This is a genomic window from Aeromonas veronii (assembly GCF_040215105.1).
Classification (GTDB): Bacteria; Pseudomonadota; Gammaproteobacteria; order Enterobacterales; family Aeromonadaceae; genus Aeromonas; species Aeromonas veronii_G.
The window spans coordinates 3,353,397-3,371,618 of record NZ_CP157875.1 but is presented as its reverse complement, the minus strand read 5'-3'; the positions used below and the strand labels follow the sequence as shown (position 1 = coordinate 3,371,618).

Here is an 18,222-nt window from a genome sequence, read left to right as displayed (position 1 = left end):
ATTCCGGGCCGCACGCGGCATCAATGACAATGTGTCGGTAAATCCTGTCGTTGAAGCTACGATAGCAAAATGAAAAACCGTGATCAATTTAATATGAAACTTCGTTTTGAAATTTGCGATTCAGTTTGCATTTTTGATGTCTGACGGGGGCGGGCAAGCCCATCCCTCGCCATATCGTGGTGAGGGAGTGCGGGCCTAACCCGGCAGGGGAGGCGCCAGTGGGCGTGGTTGTCGCGGGGGTGAGGGCCGGGCGAGTGGAGATGGCAGAGTCTGGATTGCCCTATATAAGGCATATGAAGACGCTGGCTGACCCCAGGCGCCGCTGGGCTGCCAGGAGACGTGCTCCCGGGCGCTGGGTGAGGATGGTTGCGATGATGGGGCGGGGCCCGCTCGCCGGATACGGTCGGCCGGCGTTTATTAACCGGGGCAGACGTGCCAGAATGCCCGTCGCCGCGGCCTGCCAACGGGCGGGCCATCCTCTTTTCGCGTTCAATACCCGGGTTTTTGCATGCTGCTACTCATCGACAATTACGACTCCTTCACCTGGAACCTGGTGCAATACTTCGGCACCCTGGGGCAGGAGGTGCGGGTGAAGCGCAACGATGAGCTGACGCTGGAGGAGATAGCCCGCCTCGCCCCCAGCCATCTGGTGATCTCCCCCGGCCCCTGCACGCCGAACGAGGCGGGCATCTCCCTGGCGGCCATCCGCCATTTTGCGGGCCGACTGCCCATCCTTGGCGTCTGCCTCGGTCATCAGTCCCTGGCCCAGGCCTTCGGCGGCCAGGTGGTGCGCGCCCGCCAGGTCATGCACGGCAAGACCTCCCTCATCCGCCACAATGGGCAGGGGGTATTCGCAGGATTGCAGGATCCGCTGCGGGTCACCCGCTATCACTCTCTCATCGTGGATCGCGGCTCCCTGCCGGACTGCTTCGAGGTCACCGCCTGGAGCGAACACGCCGATGGCGCCGTCGACGAGATCATGGGGTTGCGGCATAAAACACTGGCACTGGAGGGGGTACAGTTCCACCCGGAGAGCATTCTGAGCGAGCAGGGCCATCAGTTGCTGGCCAATTTTTTGGCCTTTTCCTGAAAAAATCGTGATCCTGGTCTCAGAATCGACATGAGGCCAAAAATAATCTCCCTGAGACTTTATTCACCTCTCCGCCAGCCCAAATTATCTCTTGCCAACACCCCCTGAGCCGTTATGCAATGCGGTTGCCTAAAATCTCACGGGCAATCGAATAATGTTCCTCATAGGCCGGGATGTTGCAGACTTTTTGCTTTTTTTCTGTGATAATTCCGCCACGTTTACACGGATTTAACTTTTGAGTGGTGGATTATTCTGCCGCCAATCAGCAGGAGAGCAAGATGTCAGAGTTGTTGGCAGTGACACGTGAAGTGTTTGATGAAGTGATGGTGCCGAACTATGCCCCCGCCAAGATCATTCCGGTGCGCGGTGAAGGTTCACGTGTCTGGGATCAGGCGGGTCGCGAGTATGTCGACTTCGCCGGCGGGATCGCGGTCAATGGCCTGGGTCATTGCCATCCCAAGCTGGTCGAGGCCCTGAAAACCCAGGGCGAGAAGTTGTGGCACCTCTCCAACGTCATGACCAACGAGCCGGCCCTGCGCCTGGCCAAGAAGCTGGTGGACGCCACCTTCGCCGAGAAGGTCTACTTCTGCAACTCGGGCGCCGAAGCGAACGAAGCCGCCCTGAAGCTGGCCCGCCGCTATGCCATCGACAAGTTTGGCGCCCACAAGACCCAGATCATCGCCTTCCATCAGGGCTTCCACGGCCGCACCTTCTTCACCGTCAGCGTCGGTGGCCAGGCGGCCTACTCCGATGGTTTCGGTCCGAAACCTGCCGACATCACCCATGTGACCTACAACGACCTGGCCGAGCTGGCTGCGGCCATCTCCGACAACACCTGCGCCGTGGTGATGGAGCCGCTGCAAGGAGAGGGCGGCATCATTCGTCCCACCGACGAGTTTGCCAAGGGCGTGCGCGAGCTGTGCGACAAGCACAATGCCCTGCTCATCTATGACGAGGTGCAATCCGGCGTGGGCCGCACCGGCGAGCTGTACGCCTACATGGGGCTGGGCGTCACCCCGGACATCCTCACCAGCGCCAAGGCGCTCGGCGGCGGCTTCCCCATCGGTGCCATGCTGACCACCAGCGAGATCGCGGCTCACCTGAAAGTGGGTACTCACGGTTCCACCTACGGCGGCAACCCGCTGGCCTGCGCCGTGGCCGAGGCCGTGCTGGATGTGGTCAACACCCCGGAAGTGCTCAGCGGCATCAAGCAGCGTGAGCAGCTGTTCCGCGACGGCCTCGAGGCCATCAACGCCAAGTATCACTGCTTCAGCGAAGTGCGTGGTCAGGGTCTGCTGCTCGGTGCCGTGCTAAACGATGACTTCAAGGGCCGTTCCCGCGACTTCCTGCTGGCCTCCATCGATCAGGGGCTGATGGCCCTGGTGGCCGGTACCAACGTGGTGCGTTTCGCCCCCTCGCTGGTGATCCCGGAAGCGGATATCAAGGAAGGTCTGGCCCGGTTCGAAAAAGCGGTCGCTCAGGTCATCAACGCCTGATCCGCAGTTGAGGTGGGGAGCCCTCCCGGCAGGAGCCGGGACCCCACCTGTCGTCAATGAAAGGGAGTTGTCATTATGTTGGTTATCCGTCCTATCGAGCAGCGCGACTTCGCCGGCCTCAAAACCTGTGCCATCGAATCCGGCACCGGCATGACTTCATTGCCGGTCAACGACGAGTTGCTGCAACGCAAGATCGATGCATCCACCCAGACCTTCCTAGACAAGCCCGCCGGCAAGGGAGACTGCCTCTATTTCTTCGTGGCCGAAGACATGGAGACCGGCGAGATGGTCGGCACCTGCGCCATCGACGCCGCCGTCGGCCTGTCCCAACCGTTTTACAACTATCACATCGGCAAGGTGGTGCACTCTTCCCCCAAGCTCGGCATCTACAACGTGGTGGAGACGCTGACCCTCTCCAACGACTACACCGGCAACTCCGAGCTGTGCACCCTGTTTCTGCGCGAATGCGCCCGGGAAGGGCTCAACGGCCGGCTGCTCTCCAAGCACCGTTTCCTGTTCATGGCCGAACACCCCGAGCTGTTTGATACCACCGTCTTTGCCGAGATGCGCGGCGTCTCCGATGGCAACGGTCACAGCCCGTTTTATGAGTGGCTGCAAAAGCACTTCTTCTCGATGGATTTTCCCACCGTCGACTATCTCACCGGCATCGGCAAGAAGCGCTTCATCGCCGAGCTGATGCCCAAGTACCCCATCTACGTCAACCTGCTAAGCAACGAGGCGCGCGCCGTCATCGGCCAGACCCACGAGAAGACCCGTCCGGCCATCAAGATGCTGCAGGACGAGGGCTTCGTGAATCGCGGTTACGTGGACATCTTCGATGCGGGTCCCACCGTCGAGTGCGACGTGAAGCACATCCGCAGCGTGCGCCGCAGCCAGAAGCTGGCGGTGCTAGTGGGGGAGCCCATCGGCGGCCACACCTATCTCATCTGCAATACCCGTTTCGAGCAGTACCGCGCCTGTTACGGCAACATCCGGGTCGATCTGGACAAGCACGAAGCCATCATCCCCCCCAAGATGGCGGCCGCCCTCAAGGTGGAAAATGGCGACATGGTGCGCGTCGTCGATCTGGAATAAGCGGCCCGATACCACAGCACATGCAGCAGGCAGCCTCGGCTGCCTGTGAACCACAGGGAGTGAATCTGTTATGTCTTTAGTTCAGCTTATCGATGGTCAGTGGCTTGCCGGTGAAGGCAAGGCATTCGCGTCAAAAGACCCGGCCAAGAATGAAGTGATCTGGCAAGGGGGGGCAGCCAGCGCCGCCCAAGTGGAGGCTGCCGTCAAGGCTGCCCGTCGCGCCTTCTATCACTGGTCCGATGCCAGCCTTGAGGATCGACTCGCCATCGTGCGCCGCTACGCCGACCTGCTGGGTGAACACAAGGAAGCCCTGGCGCTCACCATCGCCCGGGAGACCGGCAAGCCGCTGTGGGAGACCCGTACCGAGGTCGCCGCCATGCAGGGCAAGATTGCCATCTCCATCCGCGCCCATGAGGAGCGCACCGGCACGGTGGAAAATCCCATGCCCGGCGCCAAGGCGTTCGTGCGCCACAAGCCCCACGGCGTGGTGGCGGTGTTCGGCCCCTACAACTTCCCGGGCCATCTGCCCAACGGTCACATAGTGCCGGCACTGATTGCCGGCAATACCGTGGTGTTCAAGCCCTCCGAGCTGACCCCCATGGTGGCCGAAGCCATGCTCAAGATCTGGATCGACGCCGGCCTGCCCAAGGGGGTGCTGAACCTGGTACAGGGCGAGGTAGAAACCGGCAAGGCGCTGGCCGGCAACCCGGACATCGACGGCCTCTTCTTCACCGGTTCATCGCGCACCGGCCACTTCCTGCATCAGCAGTTCGCCGGTCAGCCGGGCAAGATCCTGGCCCTGGAGATGGGGGGCAACAACCCGCTGATCGTCAAGGATGTGAGCGACATCGACGGCGCCGTCCACGCGATAGTGCAATCCGCCTTTATCACCTCGGGTCAGCGCTGCACCTGCTCGCGCCGCCTGTTCGTGGAGCGTGGCACCCAGGGCGATGCCCTGGTCAAGCGCCTGGTGGACGTGGTCGGCCAGATCCGGGTCGGCCTGTACGATGACGCGGCTCAACCCTTCATGGGGGCCATGATCAGCGAGAAGGCGGCCCTCGGCATGGTGGAGGCGCAGGCCAACCTGCAGCGCCTCGGCGGGATGAGTCTGCTTGCCCTCAAGCACCTGGAAGCGGGTACCGGCTTTGTCTCCCCGGGCATCATAGATGTAACCGCCGTGAGTGACCTGCCGGATGAGGAGTACTTCGGTCCCCTGTTGCAGCTCATCCGCTACGACGACTTCGATGCCGCCATCGAGCAGGCGAATGCCACCAGCTTCGGCCTGTCGGCCGGCCTGCTCGGCGACAGCGAGGCGGACTGGAATCACTTCTTCAAGCGGATCCGCGCCGGTATCGTCAACTGGAACAAGCCCATCACCGGTGCCTCCAGCGCCGCGCCCTTCGGTGGCATCGGCGCCTCCGGCAACCACAGGGCGAGCGCCTACTACGCCGCCGACTACTGTGCGTACCCGGTTGCCTCTGTCGAGGACAGCAAGGCGAGCATGCCGGATCAGCTGTCGCCGGGTTTGACCTTCTAATCACAAAGGGGCACTGAACTGGTGCCCTTGTCTGTACCCGCAATCAAAGGAAAGAGAGATGCAAAAGGATATCGAGACCCTGTTTGACCATCTGTGGGACAACTACATTCAAGTCACCCCCAGTGCTCACAAGGTTCATCAGCTGCTGGGCGGCGGTGCTCCCATCATCAACGATCACGTCGCGTTTCGAACCTACAACCTGCCGGGTCTGGGGCTGGAGAGGCTGGCGGCCCACTTCCGTGCCCTGGGGTACGAGGAGAAGGGCGAGTATGTGTTCAAGGCGAAGAAGCTCTACGCCAAGCACTTCGAACATGCCGATCCGGACGCCCCCAAGGTGTTCATCAGCGAGTTGAAGGTGGAGGAGCTCTCCGAGCCTGTCCAGGCCATCATCCACAGGCTGGTGGCCCAGGTGCCGACGCACCTGACCGATACCCAGGCCTTCCTCTACGCCGGCGCTCCCTGGCAGGTCTCCTGGGCCGATTACCAGACCCTGCTGGCCGAGAGCGAGTATGCGGCCTGGATGGCGGCCTGGGGTTACCGCGCCAACCACTTCACGGTCAATATCAACCGCCTGGCGGACTTCGACACCATCTTGCAAGTGAACGCTGCGCTCAAAGCCGCCGGTTTCGTGCTGAACGGCGTGGGCGGCGAGGTGAAGGGGGACGCCGAGGTGATGCTGGAGCAATCCTCCACCATGGCGGACAAGGCCGATGTCGCTTTCAGCGATGGTGTGCGTCCCATCCCGAGCTGCTTCTACGAGTTTGCCCTGCGCTACCCCCAGGCGGACGGCGTGCTATACCCGGGCTTCGTGGAAGCCTCGGCGGACAAGATTTTCGAATCCACCAACGCCATGTAGCAGTCATTGATGCTAAAAAACGCCCCGGTGGGGCGTTTTTTTATGGCAAAAACCGGGATCAGGCGGGTTGCAGCTCCCCCTCGGTGGCCAGCATGGTGCTCATGCCACCGGCCTTGCCCGCCTGGATGCCGATCAGGGTGTCCTCGAACACCAGACAGTGGGCAGGGTCGGCCCCCAGCTGCTCGGCCACTTTCAGGAAGGTGTCGGGATGGGGCTTGTGATTGACCACGTCGTCCGCGCTCACCACCACCGAGATATAGGCGTCGAGACCGGTGCTCTTGAGGATGCGATCGGCCTGATTGCGCGGCGACCCCGTGCCGATGCCCATGGGGATCTTGCCGTGGTGGCGCTTGACCAGATCCCACATGGCCGGGAAGACGCTGACCTGGTCAATGTGTTCCAGATAGAGCGCAATCTTGCGGCGGGCGAAGGCCTCGACGTCGATCTCCAGCCCATGCTGTTTGGCCAGGATAGCCACTATCTTGCGGGTGGGGATGCCGCCATAGGCGTTGAGAGTCGTTCTGTCGAACGGCAGGCCGAACTCGGCGCTGGTGATCTGCCAGGCATCCAGGTGCTGGGGCATGGAGTCCACCAGGGTGCCATCCATGTCGAAGATGAGGGCGTCGTATTGCTCGAAGTGGTGCTGCTCAGTCATGGGCCTGATTCCTCTTGGGCGAAAATCCCACCCTACCAGATCTGGCGGCCAGATGCCGTCTTTGTGGCCAAAGCGGCCATTTCTTCACACATCTCAGGCCTCTTTACGCCCCGTCTGGGCCTCCAGCTCCTTGCCGAGGAAGTAGTTCAGGAAGGTGCGGATCACCGCGATGATGGCGAGGCGGATCAGCTCCTCCTTGCTCGGCGCCACCGTGGTAGCCAAGATGTCAGCGGCGAGCTGGAACTCCAGCGCCAGGATGAGCCAGCTGCCGAAGCAGAGCCGGATGCGCGGGAAGCCGGGTTCTTGATCCCGCACCCGTGCCGCCAGCCAGAGGGTCTTGCCAAGGCCGATGACCACGCAGGCGATGGAGATGAGCTCCAGCAGCAATTGGAACAACTCGACCCCGTGCATCATGACTTCCCGCAGGCTGGTTATCTCAAGCACGTTCGGCTCCTTATCGATTCAAAAGAGACACTTTTAGCACAATGGCCGGAGGGGGCCAACTCAGAGATGCCGCAGCAAGGTGGCCACCTGGTCGATGGCTTGCCGTGCCGCCGGGCTGATGCCCGCCAGCTGGAAGAAGCCGTGAATGACGCCGAGCTGACGCTGGCAGCTCGCCTCCACGCCGGCCGCGAGCAGGGCGCGGTAGAGTGCCTCCCCCTCATCGCGCAGGGGATCGTACTCGGCGGTGAGGATATGGGGCGGCGGGAGTCGGGCCAGCTCCGGGTGGTGCAGAGGGCTCGCCTCTGGGTGGACGATGGACAGATCCCCCAGATAGGCGCGATAGCCGCTTTGCAGCATGTCGGCGGTGATGAGGTAATCCTCGCCAAAGCGCCGATAGCTCTCGCTCGTCCCGGCGGCGTCGAGCATGGGGTAGATGAGGCAGAGCGCCGCGGGCAGGGGGGCCTGCATGGCCTTGAGGCGCAGCGCCGTGACCAGGGCGAGATGACCGCCGGCACTGTCACCGGCCAGCATCAGGCGGCTGCCTTGTCCGCCCCATTCGGGCAGGCGATCCATGATGGCGAGGGTGGCTGCCAGGGCATCGTCGTGGGCGGCGGGATAGACATGTTCCGGGGCGAGGCGGGTGTGCACTGCAAATACCAGGGCCTGGGCCCGGTTGCACAGCATGCGCAGTTGGCGATCGTGAGTCTCGAACTCCCCGCTCACGAAACAGCCGCCGTGGAAATAGAGGAGGGCGGGGAGAGGGGTGGAGATGTGTTGCTGCGGCCGGTAGAGGCGCACGGCATACCCCTCCTGCTGCCACTCCTCCAGGCTGCCGACCGCCTCCCGTTCGCCCCCGAGCGGCGCCGAGGCGAGATAGCCTTCCCGCCTGGCCTGCCAGCTCAGTTCACTGGCCTTGGGGCGTCCGGCGGCGATGAAGCCATCGACTATCTCGGCGATGGCGGGTTCGAGAGCGGTGTGCATGGGGTCTCCATAATGGCTGTATATAAATACAGTTATTATGTGCCACCCACCGAGGATGGCAAGAGGGGCGCCGTGAGGAGGCTCACAGCGCGGTGATTAAATCAGCTTGAATTCAATTACATAGAGGGGTGGCAGGGCGGGGTAGATGTCCCGGATCACCTGCCTGAGTTCGGTGAGTGTCATGTTCTCCTGACGGGCATGCTCGTCATTTAGCGCCTCGAAGGAGACAGGGCTGACCGAGATGACTTCGATGGCGCCGAAAGGGTTGTGTTCCGGGTTGGTGAAGAGGGTGAGCCGCTGGCCCGGTTGCCAGTGGGCCTCGCTCTCGTCGCGGATGGTGATGGTCTTGCGGCCCGTCTGAATGTCATCCACGAAGCGGCTGAAGAAGGTGAACTCGGGGTAGGGGGCTGTGTGAGCAGGCATGGGATCTCCGGTGAGAGTGAAAAGAGCGGGTCCGCGAGGGCAGACCCGTCAGCAGCACGCATGATACCGCAACCTTATGCCGCAGCCCCGGTTGGCGAGCGTCTGGCGGCCAGCATCCAGAGGCGGGTGCCGTTGGCGGCGACGAACAGCAGGATCAGGTATTCGAGGGACATGGCATAGACCCCCTGGGCGGCGTAGACGCCGATGCTGATGAGGTTGATGGCCACCCAGAGGATCCAGTTCTCCACGTATTTGCGGGTCATCAGGATCTGGGCCACCACGGAGAGCACCGTCATGCAGGCATCCCAGAACGGGAAGGCATCGGGGGAGGGCTCGGGGAGGGCGAGGTCTGCGCCAAACAGGTTGAGCAGGGCGACCGCGGTACGGGCCAGGGCGGCGAACACGGGGTCGATATAGTGGGTGAGCAGGGCGATGGCGATGACGCTCACCAGTACCGTCAGCAGCAGCTTGGGTCTGCTCAGCCAGCGGATCTGCAGGCTCTCCCCCTGGGCGTTGGCAGGGCGGCTCCAGGCGTACCAGCCATAGAGGTTGGCGCAGAAGAAGAACAGCTGCAGCAGCAACAGGCCGTAGAGCTGGATCTGGAAGAAGATGATGGCAAACAGGCTGACATTGATGAGGCCGAACAGGTAGTTGATGGTCTTCTCCTGACTGGCGAGCCAGATGCAGGCCAAGCCGAACAGGGTGCCGATGGCCTCGATCCAGGACATGGCGTAACCCTCGCCAAGGGGGATGGTCACGAGCGTGTGCTGTATGCTGAACCACTCGAATGGGTGCATGGTCATTTCCTTTGCATGGGGGAAGGGCGAAGCCGGCCTATTTTAGTGGGCAAATGCGGGATGCCGCAGGGTTTTTGGCTGTCAATCCCCGCCTGGTATGGTGGCGTGGCAGCCAAGGGGCTGTGCGGGCAGTATTTTTTGCGGTCGCACACGAGCCCTGATATGCGATGATGGGCCCCCCTTTATTGACATGTAACAAATCGGGGGCAGACAAGCTGTGGTCTGATGGGATCGCCCCGGCCAGGCCTGGGTGGAGCTGAACATAAGGAGCGAGTGTGAATTCCGAGCTGATCTGGGTCCTCTGCATGTTGGTGGGCGCCATCTATCTGTTTATTACCAACAAGGTGCGCATGGACGTGGTGGCCCTCTCCATCATCATCCTGTTCGTGCTGAGCGGCACCCTGAGCCTGCCGGAGGCGCTGGCGGGCTTCAGCGATCCCAACGTCATCCTGATCGCCGCCCTGTTCGTGGTGGGGGAGGGGCTGGTGCGCACCGGCATCGCCTACCAGGTGGGGGATGCGCTGGTGAAGGTGGCGGGCAACAGCGAGACCCGGTTGCTGGTGCTCCTGATGGTGGCGGTCGCGACCCTGGGGGCGGTGATGAGCAGCACCGGCGTGGTGGCCATCTTCATCCCCGTGGTGCTGAGCGTGGCAAACCGCATGGGGATCCCGGCCGGACGGCTGATGATGCCGCTGGGGTTTGCCGGCCTCATCAGCGGCATGATGACGCTGGTGGCGACCCCGCCCAACATGGTGGTGAACAGCGAGCTGATGCGCCACGGCATCCAGGGTTTCGGCTTCTTCGGCTTCACCCCCATGGGGGTGCTGGTCCTGGGGCTCGGGGTGCTCTACATGCTGCTGATGCGCAACCGCCTGGTGCGGGGCGGGGAAGAGGGCAAGGGCAAACCGGCGGGGCGCAGCACATTGCGTGACCTCATTCGTGACTACCGGCTGGCCGGGCGAGCCCGCCGCCTGGCGATCCGCCCCGACTCCCCCCTCATCGGTCAGACCTTGGACGAGCTGCAACTGCGGGCCCGCTACGGCGCCAACGTCATCGGACTGGAGCGCTGGCGCAAGTTTCGGCGGGTGATGGTGACCGTCTCCGGCGTCACCGAGTTCCAGGCGAAAGACGTGCTGCTCATCGACATGTCCGATCCCGAGGTGGATATCCGCGAGTTCTGCAGCGAGGCACGGCTCGAGCCCATGATATTGCGGGGGGAATATTTCTCCGATCAGGCGCGGGAGGTGGGCATGGCCGAGGTCTCCCTCATCCCCGAATCCCGCCTGCTCGGCAAGAGCATCCGCGAGGTGGCGTTTCGTACCCATTATGGTTTGAGTGTGGTGGGGATCCGCCGCGGTGGCGAGGCTCTCGCCGGCAAGCTGGTGGACGAGGAGTTGCAGATGGGGGACAGCCTGCTGGTGGTGGGCAACTGGAGTCTGATCCGCCAGTTGCAGGCCAAGGTACGGGACTTTCTGCTACTGGGCTTGCCTGCCGAAGTGGATGAGATGGCGCCCGCCCGCAGTCAGGCGATCCATGCCCTGATCTGCCTCGGCGTCATGATTGCCCTGATGGTGACGGATCCGGTGCCCAACGTCATCGCGGCGCTCATCGCCTGCCTGTTGATGGGCAAGTTCCGCTGCATCGATCTGGAGAGCGCCTACAAGTCCATTCACTGGCCCACCCTGATCCTCATCGTCGGCATGTTGCCCTTTGCCCTGGCGCTGCAAAAGACCGGCGGGGTGGATCTCATCGTCGGCGCCCTCATCAGCGCCGTGGGAGAGATGGGACCAAGGGTGATGCTGGCGAGCCTGTTCGTGCTGTGCGCCGTCATCGGGCTCTTTATCTCCAACACCGCCACCGCCGTGCTGATGGCCCCCATTGCCCTTGGTACGGCGCAGCAGATGGGGGTTTCTCCCTATCCCTTCGCCATGACCATCGCCATCGCCGCATCCGCCGCCTTCATGACGCCGGTCTCGTCACCGGTCAACACCCTGGTGCTGGGCCCTGGCAACTACAAGTTCGTGGATTTCATCCGCATCGGGGTGCCCTTTACCCTGCTGGTGATGGTGGTGAGCGTCATCGCCATCCCCTGGTTCTTCCCGTTCTGACGGGTGAGGGATAAGAGGCGGCCTGCGGGCCGCTTTTTTTATGGCCGGATGGGAGATGGCGGGAGTGGAGGCGCCGCCGATCAGTCGTTGGCGGGCATGGGTTGAGCGCGGGGGCATGAAGCGGGTTGCCGAAAGACGGGCACAAAAAAACCAGCCTGAGCTGGTCTGTTTGGTACTGCTATCAATGGTGCGGAAGGAGAGACTCGAACTCTCACGCCTAAGCGCCAGAACCTAAATCTGGTGCGTCTACCAATTTCGCCACTTCCGCAAAATTAATGGTGGCTATGACGGGATTCGAACCTGTGACCCCCGCATTATGAGTGCGATGCTCTAACCAACTGAGCTACATAGCCGTTGTCATCGACCACCGGAGTGGAAGAGAACAGAAAAATGGCTGGGGTACTAGGATTCGAACCTAGGGATGGCGAGATCAAAACCCGCTGCCTTACCGCTTGGCGATACCCCAACAGCGATGCCCGACAGAGACTGTCCAACATCTTAAAAAATGGCTGGGGTACTAGGATTCGAACCTAGGGATGGCGAGATCAAAACCCGCTGCCTTACCGCTTGGCGATACCCCAACTGAGATGGTGGCTATGACGGGATTCGAACCTGTGACCCCCGCATTATGAGTGCGATGCTCTAACCAACTGAGCTACATAGCCAACCTTGCGTCCAGTGAGTCGTTGCCTCATCACTGTGCGGCCGGAATTATGCGTATCTGGCTCTGGGGCGTCAACCCTTTTTTCCCCTGAAAAACGCAAAAGCAGTGTGTTTGGCGACTTCTTCGCCCGTATTGAACAAAACCCCAACAATTCGCGGATCTTGGCGACCGGCAAGGTGCGCAAAGAGGGGAAATCAGGGGGCGGTCTGGCCCGTTTCGCGAAGGCCTGGTCCGCGTCACAAAGGTGATAACCTGCGCAGTCTGGCGACTAAATATCATCTAAAATCAGCTTGTTGCTTTATTCGACAATCATTTTTGGCCCTTCATCCTCTGTCGCTTGGTACGGCCTCGCCGTTTCGCAGGCAAGCCCCGACGGATGATGAGAAGGCGTCCGGCTCGGCGGAGCCAAACCCCCATAAGAAGAGGTATTCGCTTGTACGACTGCGCCCCTGGATTGAAGAGGTCTGACTCTCTGCTGCCTGCGAAGGGTCGTGCTTTGCGGCCGGGATATGGCGTCACTCTTCTGTGCGTGAGCCTCCTGTGCGCCAGCCTGCTGATGCTGCTGGCGCCAGGGTCATCTCTGGCCGCCGGGCGTGTGCCCGAGCCCCGGGCCGTGGACGACGCGGGCAAGGAGCCGACAGCGGAACAGAAGGAGGCGGGAGCGGAGACGGCCAGTGCCGATGCGCCGTCGCTGATCCGTGGCGACGATGGCAAGCTGGATGTGAGCCGCTTCATCGATCAGGCCTATGGCTTCATGCCGGTGGTGATCCCCATCACCGAACCGGCCCTGGGGCTGGGGGCGGTGGGGGCCCTGGCCTTCATCGACAAACCCGCCCCGGGCAGCGGCTTCAATCGCCCGAATATCACCCTGGTCGGGGGGCTGGGCACCGATCAGGGAACCCGCGGCTATTTCGGCGGCGACCTGCGCTACTGGCTGGACAATCGCCTGAATACCCACGTGGGCGCCATCAAGACCAGCCTGAACCTCGACTACTACGGGGGTGGGCGAGGAGACAGGACGCCCAGATCCTACGCCTATACCCTGGATCTCACCGGCGGCATGGTGCGGGGGCGCTATCGACTGGGGGAGAGCGACAACTGGCTGGGGATGAATTACCTGTTCGCCAATACCCGGGCCACCTTCGACTCACCCATGGCGTGGTTGCAAAACGATCGTGAGCAGCGCATCAGCGGCCTCGGGGCCAGTTTCACCCACGACAGCCGGGACAACATGTTCACCCCGAGAGCGGGCAGCTATCTGGAGGCCAGCGCCACCCGCTTCGCCCCCGGCCTTGGCAGTGACATCGACTTTACCCGCTATGGCCTGACCGCCATTCAATACCTCCCTCTGGCGCACAACGCCAGTCTCGGGATCAATGGCTCCCTGAGTGGCAATGCCGATGATACCCCCTTCTATATGTCCCCTTATGTCTCCCTGCGCGGGGTGCCGGCCATGCGCTATCAGGGGCAGCGGGTGGCACAGGTGGAAGCCGAGCTGCTGTGGCCCATCTGGGATCGCTACAGCCTGGTGGGCTTTGGCGGGGTGGGGAAGGGGTTTGGCGACTCAGGCAGCGCCCTGTTCGACGAGCGCAGCGTGGCGGCGGGGGGCGTCGGCGTGCGCTACGAGATTGCGCGAAAATATGGTCTGCACATGGGGCTGGATCTGGCCTGGAGCCGGGAGGGGGGCGCCGTCTACGTGCAATTTGGCAGCGCCTGGATGCGACCTTGAGGGCGGGAGGATGAACGCCCTGTCATTTTTTCAGCATATTGAACTGCTATTGTGCTATTTTTATTTTCAATCATGTTGAAAAAATTCAGATTACATCATTTCAAAGCGTATGAATGGCCAATGTGGCAGCGTTTTATCCTGCCATAAAAAAAGCCCGTCCAGAGATGGACGGGCTTTTTGCCGCTCGAAGGGGCAGGCCAGCCTGGCGATGCCCCTTGGGATGGCGCTGTCGTCAGACGTTGAACAGGAAGTTCATGATGTCGCCATCCTTGACGATGTAGTCCTTCCCTTCGGCGCGCATCTTGCCCGCTTCCTTGGCGCCTTGCTCACCCTTGTAGGTGATGAAGTCGTCGAAGGCGATGGTCTGGGCACGGATGAAGCCCTTCTCGAAGTCGGTGTGGATCTTGCCGGCGGCCTGGGGGGCGGTGGCACCGACCGGAATGGTCCAGGCGCGCACTTCCTTCACCCCGGCGGTGAAGTAGGTCTGCAGGTTCAGCAGCTCGTAACCGGAGCGGATCACCCGGTTCAGACCCGGCTCTTCGATGCCCAGATCCGCCATGAATTCGGCGCGGTCGGCATCGTCCAGCTCGGCGATATCCGCCTCGATGGCGCAGCAGACCACGACCACCACGGCGTTCTCGGCGGCGGCGATTTCACGCACCTTGTCCAGGAAGGGGTTGTTCTCGAAGCCGTCTTCCGCCACGTTGGCGATGTACATGGTGGGCTTCAAGGTCAGGAAGTTGAGGTGGGCAACGGCGGCCAGCTCTTCCTTGTCCAGCTTCATGCCGCGGATCATCTGGCCGTTTTCCAGGGCCATCTTGATCTTTTCAAGGGTTTCCACTTCCAGCTTGGCATCCTTGTCGCCGCCCTTGGCACGCTTGGACTGACGGTGGATGGCGCGCTCGCAGGCGTCCAGGTCGGACAGGGCCAGCTCGGTATTGATCACCTCGATGTCATCGGCCGGGGAGACCTTGCCCGCGACGTGGATGATGTTCTCGTCTTCGAAGCAGCGCACCACGTGGCCGATGGCCTCGGTTTCGCGGATGTTGGCCAGGAACTGGTTGCCCAGACCCTCACCCTTGGAGGCGCCCGCCACCAGGCCGGCGATGTCCACGAATTCCATGGTGGTCGGCACCACGCGCTGGGGGTTGATGATGGCCGCCAGGGCGTCGAGACGGGGATCCGGCATGGGGACCACACCCGTGTTCGGTTCAATGGTGCAGAACGGGAAGTTGGCGGCTTCGATGCCGGCCTTGGTCAGCGCATTGAACAGGGTGGATTTGCCTACATTGGGCAGGCCCACGATACCGCATTTAAAACCCATGGATTGTTACCTTACGTGATGGATGCTGTGTGAGGGCCGCAGGACCTGCTCACGCTCTTACTGCGAGGCCGTGATCAAGGCTCATGTGCTGCTCGGAATCCTCACGTATATCTATACGCTCCGGTTCCTGTGCTGCGCTTCACCTTGCTGACAACCTCTCGTTACAGAGAGTGAACAGATTCTTAGGCAGCCCTGTCATATTGTGTGACCCTGGCACTTGCCTGGTGTCCGTATTCAGACTTTCTCGGCCTTGAAGCTGTGCAAGCGGTTCATGGCCTTGGTCATGTCTTGTTTGAACAGGATGTCGGTGGCACGCAGGGACTCGTCCAGTGCGGCCTCGATCAGGTTCTGTTCACTGCTGGGGGCCTTGGTCAGCACGAAGCCGGCCACCAGCTCCTTGGCGCCGGGATGACCTATCCCCAGACGCAGGCGGAAGAAATTATTGTTGTTGCCCATCCTGGCGATGATGTCCTTGAGGCCATTGTGGCCGCCATGACCGCCCCCTTGCTTGAACTTGGCGATGCCCGGGGGCAGGTCCAGTTCATCGTGGGCCACCAGGATCTCCTCCGGGGCTATCTGGTAGAAGCGCGCCAGCGCCGCCACGGCCTTGCCGGAGAGGTTCATGTAGGTGTTCGGGATGAGCAGGCGCACATCCTGCCCTTCCACCAGGATGCGGGCGGTGTGGCCGAAGAACTTGGGCTCTTCACGCAGGCTGACGTTGTGCCAGCGGGCCAGCTGCTCCACATACCAGGCCCCCGCATTGTGGCGGGTCTTGGCGTATTCGGGGCCGGGGTTACCCAGCCCGACAATCAGTTTGATTTGATGCGTCACGCTTGATGTCTTCACTCGCTGGTTGCACTGCTGGTCACCATCAACCGATGGCCCAGGGCAATGGGACGCAATATTCTAGCCGCCGAGTGGCGATCACTCAACCAAAGTGCGGACTTGCGGGGGATTTAGGACGAAGCTGCTGGCAAACGGGCCCTGCCGGGCCCGTGTCGCTTGGCGCCTTTGAGACATCACCGGGCTCGCAGCAGGGTGACCGTCTCCTCGCCGAGCGCCGTCAGGGTCGGCCGCTGCGCCTTCACGTATTGCACGAAGGAGGCCGCATCCGTGCCGCAATCCACGTTGCTGGCCTTGCAATCCAAATCCTGCCCCTCGCCGTAGCGGGCACTGAGCTGGGAGCCCGTTTGCTCCACGCGCTGCACGGGGAAGGCGGTGAGCTTGCCATCGACCCAGGCAATGTCCACCCGCTCGGCCTGCTGCGCCTGGGCGCGAGCCAGGGCCTGCCAGCCGTCGTTGCCATTGGCGCTGTAGGCATTGGTCACCACCTTGTAGCGCTGGCTATCCACGACATCCTGCCACTGGCCATCGACGCCCTGCCATTGCAGCTGGGTCAGATTGCCTTGTTTGCCCGCCACCGTTTCGGTGAAGGTGTAGCGCAGGTGCCCGCCATAGGGGAACTTGCCGGCGTGGGCGCTGGGGGCCAGGGTGGCGGTGATGGTCTCGGTCAAGAGGGCCCGCACGTCGGCGCCAGAGAGGGTCAGCACACTGAGGGGGTTCTTGAACGGCAGCAGGGTGAGGGCGGGATCCCCTTGCCGCAGCTCACCGGCGGGCAGGTCGGCGCGCACGCCCCCCACCGCCAGCAGGGCGAAATCCACCGGGCCGCCGGTCAGGGCCTGCACCGCCGGGGTGTTGGCCCAATAGTATTGCCCCTCGGCCACCAGGGAGGCGACGTCCGAGCCGTGGCGATCGCTGCCGTTGTCACCGGGGCGACGGGCATTTTGCAGCGCCGCCGGCAGGGTGGCGATGACGGGGCCAAACGCCTTGTCCAGGGCCGGTTTGAAGTGGCTGTCGATGAGGCCGCGCAGGCGCGGATCCTCGTCCACCGCCACCAGGTTGGGCTGGGCGTCGATAAACTTGCTCGCCTGCTGGCCGCGCTTCTTGTCGAGTGGCTGTTGGCGAGCGGGATCTGCGAAGAAGTCGCGACTCGCCAGCAGCTGGTTCTGACCCTGGCAGCCGATCACCCGGCCCTGACCGTCGAAGCTGATGCGGGCCAGACCGATGGCCTGGGCGTAGGAGCCTGCCTGCACCACGCAGGTGAGGCCGACCCCGTCCGGGTTGGTGACCAGGGCCGCGTATTCCCCGGTGTTGCCCCAGCCGATGTTGGTGAAGTCGCCGAGCAGACTGTGGGAGTGGCCGCCGACGATGGCGTCCAACCCGTTCACCTCGGCGGCGAGCGCCAGATCCCGGGCATTGCCGATGTGGGTCAGGGCGACGATCTGGTGGATCCCCCTGGCTTGCAGCAGATCCACCGTGGCCTGAGCCGCCTCGACCTCCTTGCGAAAATGGAGATTGCCGACGTTGGGGGAGATGTTGGCCATGTCTTCCAGTACCAGCCCCATGACGGCGACCAGCTGCTTGCCCTGGGGCAGGTGGTCGAGATCCGGGACCGGGCTCTTCTGATGGCCTTCAAAGGCATAGACCACGAAGGGCTTGAGGTTGTCGGCCCGGGCGAGATCCTCGTCATCGCTGGCATCCAGGTTGGCGGCCAGCACCGGGAAGTTGACCCCCTGAATGAAGCGGGCCAGCTTCTGGTTGTCGAGATCGAACTCGTGGTTGCCAAGGGCCATGGCATCGAGGCCGAACTGGCTCAGCAGCTCGGCGTTCGCCATCCCCTCGTTGAGTTTGAAGTAGCCGCTGCCCTGCCAGGCGTCGCCGCCGTGCAGCAGCAACAGGGGTTCATTCTTGGCCAGTGCCTCGGCCTGGTAGGCCTTGGCCATGGTGAGCAGGCGCGGGTAGCCGCCGATGCGGGTATAGAGGGTGGCCTCCTCGGCTGACTTGCCGAAGATGGCCCCCTTGAACTCGGCATTGACCGGATCGAACTGGGAGTGGGTGTCGTTCATGTGCGCCAGGGTGAGAGAGAAGAGCGTGCTCTCCTTGTCGGACAGGCAGGCGGAGAGCAGGGCGCAGAGCGGGAAAACGAACAGGAGACGGGGGCACTTCATGGACAATCCTTAACC

Annotated in this window: 15 protein-coding genes and 5 tRNA genes; 7 read left to right on the top strand and 13 right to left on the bottom strand. The window is 62.4% G+C overall.

The genetic code is table 11. The features are described from left to right. Positions 1-508 precede the first annotated feature (508 nt). The 5 genes from ABNP46_RS15495 to ABNP46_RS15475 all read left to right on the top strand — a co-directional run bounded on the left by ABNP46_RS15495 (position 509) and on the right by ABNP46_RS15475 (position 6,074). Entirely contained in the window at positions 509-1,090 is a 582-nt protein-coding gene (locus ABNP46_RS15495; protein ID WP_349918999.1) for an aminodeoxychorismate synthase component II, read from the top strand. A gap of 278 nt (positions 1,091-1,368) precedes the next feature. After that, a complete protein-coding gene (locus tag ABNP46_RS15490; protein WP_349918997.1) occupies positions 1,369-2,586 on the top strand; it encodes an aspartate aminotransferase family protein in 1,218 nt (405 codons plus the stop codon). A gap of 75 nt (positions 2,587-2,661) precedes the next feature. Beyond that, entirely contained in the window at positions 2,662-3,681 is a 1,020-nt protein-coding gene (astA, locus tag ABNP46_RS15485) for an arginine N-succinyltransferase (protein ID WP_349918996.1), read from the top strand. A 70-nt stretch (positions 3,682-3,751) separates the two neighbouring features. Continuing rightward, complete coding sequence (gene astD / locus ABNP46_RS15480) at positions 3,752-5,218, top strand: succinylglutamate-semialdehyde dehydrogenase (protein ID WP_349918994.1); 1,467 nt, start codon at positions 3,752-3,754, stop codon at positions 5,216-5,218. Positions 5,219-5,276: 58 nt separating this feature from the next. Then, positions 5,277-6,074 (top strand): DUF1338 domain-containing protein, encoded by a 798-nt coding sequence (locus tag ABNP46_RS15475; RefSeq protein ID WP_349918993.1) that lies wholly within the window; start codon positions 5,277-5,279, stop codon positions 6,072-6,074. Positions 6,075-6,132: 58 nt separating this feature from the next. Here ABNP46_RS15475 and ABNP46_RS15470 read toward each other — a convergent pair whose 3' ends face one another. From ABNP46_RS15470 to pnuC, 5 genes are all read right to left on the bottom strand, one after another. Beyond that, on the bottom strand, positions 6,133-6,729 hold the full coding sequence (locus tag ABNP46_RS15470; protein ID WP_349918991.1) for an HAD family hydrolase: 597 nt from the start codon (positions 6,727-6,729) through the stop codon (positions 6,133-6,135). 93 nt (positions 6,730-6,822) lie between these two features. Next, positions 6,823-7,173, bottom strand: a complete 351-nt coding sequence (locus ABNP46_RS15465; RefSeq protein WP_349918989.1) for a DUF1622 domain-containing protein — start codon at positions 7,171-7,173, stop codon at positions 6,823-6,825. Between the two features lie 60 nt (positions 7,174-7,233). Beyond that, positions 7,234-8,154 (bottom strand): alpha/beta hydrolase, encoded by a 921-nt coding sequence (locus ABNP46_RS15460; RefSeq protein ID WP_349918987.1) that lies wholly within the window; start codon positions 8,152-8,154, stop codon positions 7,234-7,236. Positions 8,155-8,250: 96 nt separating this feature from the next. Further along, entirely contained in the window at positions 8,251-8,577 is a 327-nt protein-coding gene (gene yqfB / locus ABNP46_RS15455; protein ID WP_349918986.1) for a N(4)-acetylcytidine aminohydrolase, read from the bottom strand. Positions 8,578-8,651: 74 nt separating this feature from the next. Further along, a complete protein-coding gene (pnuC, locus tag ABNP46_RS15450) occupies positions 8,652-9,374 on the bottom strand; it encodes a nicotinamide riboside transporter PnuC (protein WP_349918984.1) in 723 nt (240 codons plus the stop codon). Between the two features lie 275 nt (positions 9,375-9,649). Here pnuC and ABNP46_RS15445 point away from each other — a divergent pair, with 275 nt between their 5' ends. After that, positions 9,650-11,482: an SLC13 family permease gene (locus tag ABNP46_RS15445; protein WP_349918983.1), complete on the top strand. Its 1,833-nt coding sequence runs from the start codon at positions 9,650-9,652 to the stop codon at positions 11,480-11,482. 185 nt (positions 11,483-11,667) lie between these two features. Here the strand turns inward: ABNP46_RS15445 and ABNP46_RS15440 are convergent. The 5 genes from ABNP46_RS15440 to ABNP46_RS15420 form a co-directional block, all read right to left on the bottom strand. After that, positions 11,668-11,750, bottom strand: a tRNA-Leu gene (locus ABNP46_RS15440). A gap of 8 nt (positions 11,751-11,758) precedes the next feature. Then, positions 11,759-11,835 (bottom strand) — tRNA-Met (locus tag ABNP46_RS15435). 38 nt (positions 11,836-11,873) lie between these two features. Further along, positions 11,874-11,948, bottom strand: a tRNA-Gln gene (locus ABNP46_RS15430). A 40-nt stretch (positions 11,949-11,988) separates the two neighbouring features. Then, positions 11,989-12,063, bottom strand: a tRNA-Gln gene (locus ABNP46_RS15425). Between the two features lie 7 nt (positions 12,064-12,070). After that, positions 12,071-12,147: transfer RNA gene (locus ABNP46_RS15420), tRNA-Met, on the bottom strand. A gap of 528 nt (positions 12,148-12,675) precedes the next feature. Between ABNP46_RS15420 and ABNP46_RS15415 the strand changes: the two genes are divergently transcribed. Next, entirely contained in the window at positions 12,676-13,875 is a 1,200-nt protein-coding gene (locus tag ABNP46_RS15415; RefSeq protein ID WP_349918981.1) for a BamA/TamA family outer membrane protein, read from the top strand. A gap of 232 nt (positions 13,876-14,107) precedes the next feature. Here ABNP46_RS15415 and ychF read toward each other — a convergent pair whose 3' ends face one another. From ychF to ABNP46_RS15400, 3 genes are all read right to left on the bottom strand, one after another. After that, positions 14,108-15,199 (bottom strand): redox-regulated ATPase YchF, encoded by a 1,092-nt coding sequence (gene ychF, locus ABNP46_RS15410; RefSeq protein WP_349918979.1) that lies wholly within the window; start codon positions 15,197-15,199, stop codon positions 14,108-14,110. A 234-nt stretch (positions 15,200-15,433) separates the two neighbouring features. Then, positions 15,434-16,030, bottom strand: coding sequence for an aminoacyl-tRNA hydrolase (gene pth / locus ABNP46_RS15405; protein ID WP_349918977.1), 597 nt, complete (start codon positions 16,028-16,030; stop codon positions 15,434-15,436). Positions 16,031-16,218: 188 nt separating this feature from the next. Then, positions 16,219-18,207: a bifunctional metallophosphatase/5'-nucleotidase gene (locus ABNP46_RS15400; RefSeq protein WP_349918975.1), complete on the bottom strand. Its 1,989-nt coding sequence runs from the start codon at positions 18,205-18,207 to the stop codon at positions 16,219-16,221. Positions 18,208-18,222 lie beyond the last annotated feature (15 nt).